Origin of the sequence: Brevundimonas sp. (genome assembly GCF_031082345.1) — a bacterium.
In the GTDB taxonomy this organism is placed as follows: Bacteria; Pseudomonadota; Alphaproteobacteria; order Caulobacterales; family Caulobacteraceae; genus Brevundimonas.
Genome location: NZ_JAVHLH010000354.1, coordinates 1 through 2,044 on the forward strand (window position 1 = coordinate 1; position 2,044 = coordinate 2,044).

Genomic DNA, 2,044 nt, shown 5'->3' on the forward strand with positions numbered 1-2,044 from the left:
CTGGCCGGTGCGGTGCGGCCGGGCCGGAGCCGGGGCGAGGTCGAGGGCGGCTAGGAGGCGGTCGTTGACCTCGGGGCGGGCGGAGACCGGCAACCGCAGCCGCTCGCCGGCCCGCTCCGCCGGGACGCCGAAGCGGGCGAGGGGGGCAAGGATGGCCTCGGGGTCGGAGGGCCGGACCATCAGGATCGGGCCGACGCCGGGCTCGACCGGCATGTTGCGGGACAGGGCTTTGGACAGGCGCTCGCGCTCGGACCGGACGAGGGCGATGCGCTGGGCGGTCTCCATCATGCGCGAGGGGTCCAGCGCCTGCAGGGCCAGCCGGATCGAGACTTCCGGCAGGGCGTACGGCTCCATCACCGAAGCGAGACGGGCGAGCGTTTCCGGCCGGGCGAGGGCGGCGCCGACGCGGGCGCCGGCGAGGCCGTGGGCCAGCGAGAGGCTGCGCAGCACGACGAGATTGGCGTGGGCGTCGATGACGGTGGCGGCGGAGGGGGCGTCCGCGAACTCGGCGAGGCCCTCATCGATGACGAGGAGGGCGGGGGCGACCCGCGCCGCCATCTCGGCCACAGCCTCGGGCGAGCCGAGGGCGCGGACGATGACGGCGGCAGGCGCGGCGCCGGGAGCCGGGCGGGCATAGAGGCCAGCGAGCGTGCGATAGGGTTCGGCCTCGGGAGCCTCGACGGAAAGACCATCGCGGGCGGCGAGGCGGAAGACCAGCTCGAAGCCGTGCGTCGCGCCACGCACCGGCAGGACGCAGTCCGCCGGCACGCCGTAGACCTCGGCCATGCGGGCGGCCAGCGCCCGGGGCTCGGCCGGATAGCGGTCGAGGCCGTCGCCGTCGGACACCAGCGGGGCGAAGGGGGCGGGGAGGTTGGTCAGGCTCATGCGCCGCTCCTGAGGTCGGCGGCGCGGGCATGGGCCTCGAGGCCTTCCAGGCGAGCGAGGGAGGCGGCGACAGGGGCGAGGGCGCGGGCGCCGGTCTCGCTGACCGACTGCACCGACATCGAGGTCATGAAGCTGGCGGTGGTGACGCCGCCGAGGGTGCGGGCGCCGCCGTCGGTGGGCAGGACGTGGCTGGGGCCGGCGGCGTAGTCGCCGAGGGTCTCGGCGGCGAAGGCGCCGACGAAGATGGCGCCGGCGGCGGCGATGCGCTCGACGAGGGCTTCGGCGTCGACGGTCTGGAGGGCGAGGTGTTCGGGCCCGTAGAGATTGGCCACCTCGCAGGCCTCGGCCGTGTCGCGGACGCGGATCGCGCGGGCGGCGGCGAGCGAGGCGCGGGCGATGTCGGCGCGGGGCAGGGTCTGCAGCTGGCGCTCGAGCTCGGCCAGGATGGCGTCGATGTTGGCGCGGCTCTCGGAGACGAGGATGACCTGGGCGTCGGCGTCGTGTTCGGCCTGGCTGAGCAGGTCGGCGGCGGCGATCTCCGGGTCGGCGTCGCGGTCGGCGATGACCAGCAGTTCCGAGGGGCCGGCCGGCATGTCGACGGCCGGACCGCCGGGCCGGGCGGCGGCCTGCTTTTTGGCTTCGGCCACGAAGGCGTTGCCGGGTCCGAACAGCTTGTCGACCGGCTCGATCTCGCCGTCATCGAAGGCCGCGCCGAAGGTCAGGGCGGCGATGGCCTGGGCCCCGCCGATCAGCCAGAGGGCGTCGAGACCGGCCTCGGCGGCGGCGTAGATCATGGCGGGGTGGACGCCGCCGTCCTTCGCCGGCGGTGTGACCACGATGCGTTGGCGCACGCCGGCCACCGCGGCGGGGATGGCCTGCATCAGCAGGGACGAGAACAGGGGGGCGGTCCCGCCGGGCACATAGAGGCCGGCCGCGCTGATGGGCCGCCAGACGAGGCGGGAGCGAACGCCCGGCGTGGTCTCGATCCAGGGCGAATCCTCGGGCCGGGTGGCCTGGTGGAAGACCCGGACATTGTCGGCGGCGATGCGCAGGGCGCGCGTGTCGCGCCACACCCGCGAGATGAGGTACTCGTTCATGTACCCGGCGCCGCCGTGCATCTGCAGGGCCTCGTCGGCGATCCGGAAGGCCACCTGGCAGC

Annotated in this window: 2 protein-coding genes; both read right to left on the reverse strand. The window is 75.1% G+C overall.

Annotated elements, in window-relative coordinates; translation table 11 throughout:
- On the reverse strand, positions 1 to 885 hold an 885-nt coding region (locus RDU12_RS15210; protein WP_308685473.1), incomplete at its 3' end, for an aminotransferase class I/II-fold pyridoxal phosphate-dependent enzyme.
- Positions 882 to 2,044 (reverse strand): histidinol dehydrogenase (gene hisD / locus RDU12_RS15215; RefSeq protein WP_308685475.1); only part of this gene is annotated, 1,163 nt, incomplete at its 5' end. The genes hisD and RDU12_RS15210, both read right to left, overlap by 4 nt.